Here is an 8963-nt window from a genome sequence, read left to right as displayed (position 1 = left end):
GCTTTGATGACTAGGTATTTCTTTGACTCTATCATAGTTAGTTCTATTTTCCTCATCTTTCTAGTTTACCAGACGGGACATTTTCACATTCGACCTAGCTAAGACATTATCATTTTCGAATGATAGATAAGTGAATTATTTTTTAAATAACTTGCTAAGTCTGATAAAATCTGATAGACTAGTTTAGTATGTGGTGCTAGCACATCCGTAAGTAAATAAAATAGGAGGAGCATTGTAAAAATGGCTAAAGTATGTTATTTTACAGGTCGTAAAACGCGTTCGGCGAACAACCGTTCCCACGCCATGAACAAAACAAAACGTACTGTTAAACCTAATCTTCAAAAAGTGACTGTCATGATCGATGGTAAACCTAAAAAAGTTTGGGTTTCAGCTCGTGCCCTAAAATCAGGTAAAGTTGAACGTGTTTAATGCTTATCATTAAAAGGAGTCTCATATGAGACTCCTTTTAAGTTGCTGTGATGCAGGCGGTAATCTTTGTACTTTAACTTTAGAATATGATAGAATGAATTGATAAAATGTTGAGAGGTGGCAGTATGGCTGTAAAAATTAATACTAAAGATGGTCAAATAGAATTATCAGATGACGTTATTGCAACAGTCGTTGGTGGTTCAGCAACAGAGATTTTTGGGGTTGTTGGAATGGCAAGTAAAAGTGCCATCAAAGATAACTTTCAGGCCCTCCTTCGTAAGGAAAATTACTCTAAAGGGGTAGTTGTGAAGGCCCTGGAAGCAGGTATTACAGTCGATGTTTATACTGTTATGAGTTATGGTGTGAAGATCAGTGAAGTCTCAAAAAATATTCAAGAGCGAGTGAAGTTCAATCTTGAGAATCAGCTTGGTATTCACGCAGATGTTGTCAATGTTTATATTCAAAATATCAAAGTTGTAGGAGAAGATTAGTGGCAAATATCACGACAAGCTTATTCCAGGAAATGGTACAAGCTGCGGCTACTCGACTTGGAAATCAAGCAGAATATGTTAATTCTTTGAATGTTTTTCCCGTTCCGGATGGTGATACGGGGACAAATATGGGTATGACTATCGAAAATGGTGCCAAAGCTGTGGCTGACAGACCAGCCTCGACTGTGGGAGAAGTTGGCCAGATTCTTTCAAAAGGGCTTTTGATGGGTGCTCGTGGAAATTCTGGTGTCATAACATCACAGTTGTTTCGTGGCTTTGGCCAATCGATTAAAGATTTGGGTGAGCTGGACGGTAAAGCCTTGGCAGATGCTCTTCAGGCTGGTGTGGAAGTAGCTTATAAAGCTGTTATGAAACCTGTTGAAGGGACTATTCTCACAGTTTCTCGTGGTGCCGCTGTGGCAGCCATAAAAAAAGCTGAGTCTACAAATGATGCTATTGAAGTTATGAGGGCAGCTCTCGATGGAGCAAAGGCAGCTCTTGCTAAAACACCAGATATGCTTCCTGTTCTCAAAGAGGTTGGTGTTGTGGATTCAGGAGGCCAAGGTTTAGTTTATATTTACGAAGGCTTTTTAGCTGCTCTGACAGGTGAATATATTGCATCAGAGGAGTTTACAGCTACTCCGGCTAACATGAGCGAGATGATTAATGCAGAGCATCATAAATCTGTTGCAGGTCATGTAGCTACTGAGGATATTACCTTTGGTTATTGTACAGAGATTATGATTGGTCTTCGTAAGGGTCCTACCTATGTTAAAGAATTTGACTACGAGGCCTTTAGAAATTATCTTGGTGATCTTGGAGATTCATTATTGGTAGTTAATGATGATGAAATTGTTAAGGTCCATGTGCACACAGAGGATCCAGGCTTAGTTATTCAAGAAGGTCTTAAGTACGGTGCCCTTGTCAAGGTCAAAGTAGACAATATGCGAGGACAACACGAAGCTCAACTTGAAAAAGAAGTAGCTAATAGTGATTTGTCTCAGCAATCAGCTGAGAAAAAATTATTTGGCATTATTGCTGTGGTAGCTGGCGACGGTTTGGCAGAGATTTTTAAATCACAAGGTGCTGATTATATTATTTCTGGTGGTCAAACTATGAATCCGTCAACTCAAGATATTGTTGAAGCGATAGAGGCTATAAATGCTGAGAATGTCATCATCTTGCCGAATAATAAAAATATATTTATGGCTGCTCAGTCAGCGGTAGATGTCGTAGATGTTCCTGCTGCGGTTATCGAAACGCGTACAATACCACAGGGGTTAGCTAGCTTATTATCTTATAATCCAGGAGCTAGTTTAGAAAATAATGTTGCTGCTATGTCGTCACGCTTGTCAGATGTGACTAGTGCTAGTCTTACCTTGGCAGTTCGTGATACCACCATTGATGGACTTGAGATACACCAAGATGATATCTTAGGAATGGTTGATGGAAAAATTCTTGTATCTGAAGCGGACATGAAGTCAGCTTTTCTTGAAACGATTGAAAAGATGGTTGATGAAGATAGTGAAATCATTACCCTTTATATTGGTGAAGAAGGGGATAAGGCTCTAGCTGAGGAAGTTTCTGCCTGGGTTGAAAGTCAATATGAGGATATTGAGGTTGAAATCTACCAAGGTGACCAGCCTGTATACCCTTATATTATGAGTGCAGAGTAAAGTGGAATGGGTGAAAATCTGGGAGAAATCTCAGATTTTTTTGTTAGGCAGCAGAAGTTTAGTGTCAATTTTCAAGATTCGATCTTTCTTTAAAAAATTATCATAATTTTCAGAATAAACCTTGAAATATTTTTTGAAAATGATATGATATTATCAAGATTTTTGAATTGTTAGAATTTTCTAGCAAATATAGTAAAGGAGGGTATATGGGCCAAATCAAATTAGACAAGCCAAGAAATGGATCTGAATTAGTCTTGGATACTCTGGTTGAATTAGGTATAGATACAGTATTTGGTTATCCTGGTGGAGCTGTTCTTCCCTTGTATGATGCGATATATCAGCATGATGGTATTAATCATATTTTGGCACGGCATGAGCAAGGTGCTTTGCATGAGGCTGAAGGTTTTGCCAAGTCGACAGGTAAGCTCGGTGTTGCCATTGTGACCAGTGGACCTGGTGCAACTAATGCTATTACTGGGATTGCAGATGGTATGAGTGACAGTGTTCCTATGTTAGTGTTCACCGGTCAAGTGGCTACCCCTGGTATTGGTAAAGATGCTTTTCAAGAAGCGGATATTATTGGTGTTACAATGCCAATTACTAAATATAACTATCAAGTTAGAAGTACAGCGGATATTCCCAGAATCATTACTGAGGCTGTCCATGTTGCTACAACAGGCCGTCCCGGTCCGGTTGTTATTGATTTGCCGAAGGATATTTCTGAAAAAGTGGTTACAGCGATTGATGATCCTGCAGTAAATGTCCCTGGTTATCAGCCAACAGTTGAGCCCAATCCACTACAAGTTGAGAAAATATTGTCTGAGCTGAAACGTTCTAAAAAGCCTGTCATTATTGCGGGTGGGGGTGTTAATTATGCTGGGGCATCTGAGGAACTTCAATTGTTTGCAGAACGTTATGATATTCCTGTTGTTTCTACATTGCTTAGTCTAGGAGTTATGCCGGTTGATCATCGTTTATCCCTAGGTATGGGAGGTATGCATGGCTCGTATGCTTCTAATATGGCGATGCATGAAGCGGATTTTATTATTAACTTCGGATCACGATTTGCTGACCGTCTGACAGGTAATCCTAAGACATTTGCCAAGGGCGCAAAAGTTGCTCACATTGATATTGATCCTGCTGAGATTGGTAAGGTGGTAGCAACAGATATCCCAATAGTAGGTGATGCTAAGCAGGCTTTAGAATTATTATTGGAATCTGATACTGTGAAGACACGTCATGAGGCTTGGACTCAGGAAGTTTTAGAAAAAAAGGCTAAAGCGCCTTTCTCTTATGATTTTGACGATAATATTATCAAGCCTCAGCATGCGATAGAAATTATAGGTGAGTTGACACATGGAGAGGCTATTGTTGTGACAGATGTTGGTCAACATCAGATGTGGACAGCACAGTTTTATCCTTATAAACATGAGAGACAGCTGATAACTTCTGGTGGGCTTGGGACCATGGGCTTTGGAATTCCTGCTGCTATTGGGGCCAAACTTGCAAATCCTGACAAAGAGGTCGTTCTTTTTGTTGGTGATGGTGGTTTTCAGATGACTAATCAAGAGTTGGCTATTTTAAATGGCTATCGAGTACCGATTAAAGTTGTGTTAATCAATAATCATTCTTTGGGAATGGTTAGGCAATGGCAAGAATCATTTTATGATGAACATAGGAGTGAATCTACCTTTGATGCTGAACCTAATTTCCAGATGATGGCTGAAGCTTATGGTATTAAGCATTATAGTTTTTCAGATCCAATAACTTTGGAAGAGGATTTGAAAGTCATTAAAGAAAACAAACCTATGTTGATTGAGATCAACATTTCAAACCGTGAGCATGTATATCCGATGGTACCTACAGGTAAGTCAAATGCTGAGATGTTGGGGGTGAAGTTCAATGCGTAGAATGCTAACAGCAAAACTTCAAAACTCAACTGGTGTGTTGAATCGATTCACAGGTGTTTTATCTAGACGGCAGGTTAATATCGAGTCTATTTCGGTAGGTAAAACTGATGAACGCAACATTTCTAGGATAACGATTATTATTGATGTGGATAGCTTAGATGATGTTGAGCAAATTATTAAGCAACTAAACCGGTTGATTGATGTTGTAAGAGTTCGTGACATTACGGATATGCCTCATATAGAGCGTGAAGTTGTCCTTATTAAGTTGGCGGCGCCGACTAATAAACGTGCCGAAATTTTAGCCGTGATTCAACCTTTCAGGGCTAGTGTTGTGGATGTAGCACCTAAGTCCATCACTATCCAGGTGACAGGGGATATGGATAAGGTGGAGGCTTTACTCAGAGTTGTTAAGCCGTATGGTATTCAAAATGTAGCCCGTACTGGTACGACAGGATTTTCTAGAGATTTATCTTAAAATTGTTAGATTTACGTTAACTTTTGCCCGATGGGCAGTATGATATAGATAGGAGTATATAATTATGGCAGTAACTATGGAATATGAAAATGATGTGACAGTTGATGCGCTTCAAGGCAAAAAGATTGCAGTAGTTGGTTATGGTTCTCAGGGGCATGCACATGCGCAAAATCTACGTGATTCAGGCTATGATGTTATTATTGGTGTTCGTTCTGGTAAATCCTTTGATAAGGCAAAAGAGGATGGTTTTGGAACTTATGAAGTTGCAGAAGCTACAAAGTTAGCAGATGTTATCATGATTTTGGCTCCAGATGAAATTCAAAAAGATATCTATAAAGATGAAATTGCACCAAATTTGACAGCTGGTAAAGCTCTTGGATTTGCACATGGGTTTAATATTCATTTTGAATATATCAAAGCTCCAGAAGATGTAGATGTATTTATGGTTGCACCTAAGGGACCTGGTCATCTTGTACGTCGTACTTATACTGAAGGTTTTGGCGTCCCTGCGCTTTATGCAGTCTATCAAAACCCAACGGGTCATGCTAAAGATATTGCTATGTCGTGGGCTAAAGGCATTGGATCAGCTCGTGTTGGACTTTTGACTACAACCTTCAAAGAAGAAACGGAAGAAGATTTGTTTGGTGAACAAGCTGTTCTTATGGGTGGTTTGACTCATCTTATCGAAGCAGGTTTTGAAGTGTTGACAGAAGCGGGATATGCACCAGAATTGGCTTATTTTGAAGTTCTTCATGAAATGAAATTAATTGTGGACCTCATCTATGAAGGTGGTTTTAAGAAAATGCGTCAATCATGCTCAAATACGGCTGAATTTGGTGATTTTGTAACTGGACCTCGTGTTATTGGTCCGGAAGTAAAAGAAAATATGAAAGCAGCTCTTGCTGATATCCAATCAGGTAAGTTTGCGCGTGAATTCGTTGAAGACCATGATGCTGGATTCCCAAGATTGAAAGCATTTCGTGAAGAAGCTGCTAATCTTGAAATTGAAAAAGTTGGTGCTGAACTTCGGAAAGCAATGCCATTTGTCAATCAAAACGACGATGATGCTTTCAAGATTTATAATTAGTATGATTATCAAAAAGGGCCGTAGGGTCTTTTTTTGTTTTTGGGACAATACCTTGTCCTAGCATTTAAAAAAACTGTTAAAAATGATATAATCACGAGGACTATATATAAGGGAGAACTACTCTATGTCTTTCTATAACCATAAAGAAATTGAATCTAAATGGCAAAAATTTTGGGCGGAACATCGCACTTTTAAGACAACTGCAGATGCAGCGAAGCCTAATTTTTATGCACTAGATATGTTTCCGTATCCATCTGGTGCAGGTCTTCATGTCGGACATCCAGAAGGCTATACGGCAACAGATATACTGAGTCGTTACAAACGTGCTCAGGGTTATAATGTTTTACATCCTATGGGCTGGGATGCTTTTGGTTTGCCAGCAGAACAGTATGCTATGGATACAGGTAATAATCCAGCAGATTTTACAAAGCAAAACATTGCAAATTTTAAACGTCAAATTAATGCTTTAGGATTTTCTTACGATTGGGAGCGTGAAGTTAATACCACTGATCCAAATTACTACAAATGGACTCAATGGATTTTTACAAAGCTCTATGAGAAAGGGTTGGCCTATGAAGCAGAGGTTCCAGTAAACTGGGTAGAAGAACTTGGTACAGCAATTGCCAATGAGGAGGTTCTCCCTGATGGGACATCTGAACGTGGTGGTTATCCTGTTGTTCGTAAGCCTATGCGTCAATGGATGCTTAAAATAACAGCTTACGCAGAACGCTTGTTAAGTGATTTGGATGATTTGGATTGGCCAGAGTCTATCAAGGATATGCAACGTAACTGGATTGGAAAATCTGTAGGAGCTCATATTGATTTTAAGGTTGATGGCACGGATAAATCTTTTACTGTGTTTACTACACGTCCGGATACACTTTTTGGTGCCACTTATGCAGTGATGGCACCTGAGCATGAATTAGTAGATGTTATTACATCTTCTGAGCAGAGACAAGCTGTTGAGGAGTATAAGCACCAAGCTAGTTTGAAATCTGATTTGGCTCGTACAGACCTCAATAAGGACAAAACAGGTGTTTGGACAGGTGCATATGCAATTAATCCGGTTAATGGGCGCAAAATTCCAATTTGGATTTCTGACTATGTCCTAGCAAGCTATGGGACAGGAGCTATCATGGCAGTTCCAGCACACGATACCCGTGACTGGGAATTTGCTAAAACTTTCGACTTGGATATTGTTCCGGTACTTGAAGGTGGAGATGTTGAAAAAGAGGCGTGGACAGAAGATGGCCCGCACATCAACTCAGAATTTCTTGATGGATTGGATAAGGAAGAAGCCATTGAAAAAATTATTGAATTTCTAGAAGAAAAAGGCTTTGGAAAAAAACAAATTAACTATCGTTTACGTGATTGGCTTTTCAGTCGCCAGCGTTATTGGGGTGAGCCAATTCCAATTATTCATTGGGATGATGGTACCTCTACAGCGGTTCCAGAAAATGAATTGCCACTAGTACTTCCAAAAGTATCTGATATCAAACCTTCGGGGACTGGAGAATCTCCATTAGCTAACTTGACCGACTGGCTGGAAGTTACTCGTGAAGATGGCGTGAAAGGACGTCGTGAAACTAACACCATGCCACAATGGGCAGGATCAAGTTGGTATTACTTACGCTATATCGATCCACATAATGACGAAAAGCTTGCTGATGAAGATCTCCTTAAGGCCTGGTTACCAGTCGATATTTATATCGGCGGAGCAGAGCATGCGGTTCTTCACTTGCTGTATGCTCGCTTCTGGCATAAATTCCTCTATGATCTAGGCGTAGTTCCAACCAAGGAGCCATTCCAAAAACTCTTCAACCAAGGAATGATACTAGGCGCAAGCTATCGTGATGGGAGAGGCGCTTTAATTGCAACAGATAAGGTTGAAAAACGTGATGGTGCTTTCTTTAATATTGAAACTGGTGAAGAGCTAGAGCAGGCGCCTGCAAAAATGTCTAAATCCCTCAAAAACGTCGTTAATCCAGACGATGTTGTTGAACAGTATGGTGCAGATACTTTGCGTGTTTATGAAATGTTCATGGGACCTTTAGATGCCTCAATTGCTTGGTCGGAAGAAGGTCTTGAAGGAAGTCGTAAATTCTTAGACCGTGTTTATCGTCTAATAATGAGCAAGGAGATTACTTCGGAAAACAATGGTGCACTAGATAAAGTCTACAACGAAGTTGTTAAAACTGTCACAGAGCAAATTGATGCTATGAAATTTAACACGGCATTAGCTCAACTTATGGTTTTTGTCAATTCTGCGAATAAAGAGGAAGAACTTTTTGTAGATTATGCTAAGGGCTTTGTACAATTATTGGCACCATTTGCTCCTCATTTAGGTGAAGAATTGTGGCAACATCTTACCGATACAGAAGACTCAATTTCTTACGTAGCTTGGCCAAAATGGGATGAAAGTATGCTTACCGAGGATGAAGTTGAAATTGTGGTTCAAATCCAGGGTAAAGTCCGTGCTAAACTCATGGTTGCTATGGATCTTTCAAAAGAAGATCTCCAAAAAATTGCTCTAAATAACGATAAAATCAAGGCTGAAATAGAAGGTAAAAATATCGTTAAAGTTGTAGCAGTACCAAATAAATTGGTTAATATTGTTATTAAATAAATAGATTAGATTCAGGCTTCATTCTAAATAGGATGGAGCTTTAAAAATAGCAAAAAATCCTTGACAAACCCCATTGAGAGGTGCTACACTAATGTAGCTTGAGAAGCGACGGAATGCCTGTAGGGAAAAAAACTTTCCAAAAGGCTGTCAATCGAAATTGATAATGTCTTGAAAAAATCGGTCAGATAAGTGAAAATTGGTTATAATAGTGGTTGAGAGGTATTCCTCTCATGTTTGAATTCTTCATAAGATTTTCCGATTTTATGAAG

Annotated in this window: 7 protein-coding genes; all 7 read left to right on the top strand. The window is 39.4% G+C overall.

What is annotated here, in order from left to right; genetic code table 11:
* Window positions 1-240 precede the first annotated feature (240 nt).
* The 7 genes from rpmB (at window position 241) to leuS (ending at window position 8694) form a co-directional block, all read left to right on the top strand.
* Complete coding sequence (gene rpmB / locus AC4HAI_RS08830) at window positions 241-429, top strand: 50S ribosomal protein L28 (protein ID WP_491079734.1); 189 nt, start codon at window positions 241-243, stop codon at window positions 427-429.
* A 125-nt stretch (window positions 430-554) separates the two neighbouring features.
* Entirely contained in the window at window positions 555-920 is a 366-nt protein-coding gene (locus tag AC4HAI_RS08825) for an Asp23/Gls24 family envelope stress response protein (RefSeq protein WP_491079733.1), read from the top strand.
* Complete coding sequence (locus AC4HAI_RS08820; protein WP_491079732.1) at window positions 920-2596, top strand: DAK2 domain-containing protein; 1677 nt, start codon at window positions 920-922, stop codon at window positions 2594-2596. The genes AC4HAI_RS08825 and AC4HAI_RS08820 overlap by 1 nt, the downstream gene beginning before the upstream one ends.
* Window positions 2597-2802: 206 nt before the next feature.
* The gene (locus tag AC4HAI_RS08815) at window positions 2803-4506 is read left to right on the top strand and encodes an acetolactate synthase large subunit (protein ID WP_491079731.1); all 1704 of its coding nucleotides are present in this window, start codon (window positions 2803-2805) and stop codon (window positions 4504-4506) included.
* Complete coding sequence (gene ilvN, locus AC4HAI_RS08810) at window positions 4499-4981, top strand: acetolactate synthase small subunit (RefSeq protein ID WP_491079730.1); 483 nt, start codon at window positions 4499-4501, stop codon at window positions 4979-4981. Before AC4HAI_RS08815 ends, ilvN begins: the two co-directional genes overlap by 8 nt.
* Before the next feature lie 64 nt (window positions 4982-5045).
* A complete protein-coding gene (ilvC, locus tag AC4HAI_RS08805; RefSeq protein WP_491079729.1) occupies window positions 5046-6068 on the top strand; it encodes a ketol-acid reductoisomerase in 1023 nt (340 codons plus the stop codon).
* Between the two features lie 124 nt (window positions 6069-6192).
* Entirely contained in the window at window positions 6193-8694 is a 2502-nt protein-coding gene (gene leuS, locus AC4HAI_RS08800; RefSeq protein WP_491079728.1) for a leucine--tRNA ligase, read from the top strand.
* Window positions 8695-8963: the final 269 nt, after the last annotated feature.

This window comes from Streptococcus sp. ALY_208, assembly GCF_058314295.1.
The sequence above is the reverse complement of the archived record's forward strand: the minus strand, read 5'-3'. Positions and strand labels throughout refer to the sequence as shown.

Excerpts from the sequence above, each read along its gene's own strand:
- rpmB (WP_491079734.1), top strand. The coding sequence starts at position 241 with ATGGCTAAAGTATGTTATTTTACAGGTCGTAAAACGCGTTCGGCGAAC.
- AC4HAI_RS08825 (WP_491079733.1), top strand. The coding sequence starts at position 555 with ATGGCTGTAAAAATTAATACTAAAGATGGTCAAATAGAATTATCAGAT.
- AC4HAI_RS08815 (WP_491079731.1), top strand. The coding sequence starts at position 2,803 with ATGGGCCAAATCAAATTAGACAAGCCAAGAAATGGATCTGAATTAGTC.
- ilvN (WP_491079730.1), top strand. The coding sequence starts at position 4,499 with ATGCGTAGAATGCTAACAGCAAAACTTCAAAACTCAACTGGTGTGTTG.
- ilvC (WP_491079729.1), top strand. The coding sequence starts at position 5,046 with ATGGCAGTAACTATGGAATATGAAAATGATGTGACAGTTGATGCGCTT.
- leuS (WP_491079728.1), top strand. The coding sequence starts at position 6,193 with ATGTCTTTCTATAACCATAAAGAAATTGAATCTAAATGGCAAAAATTT.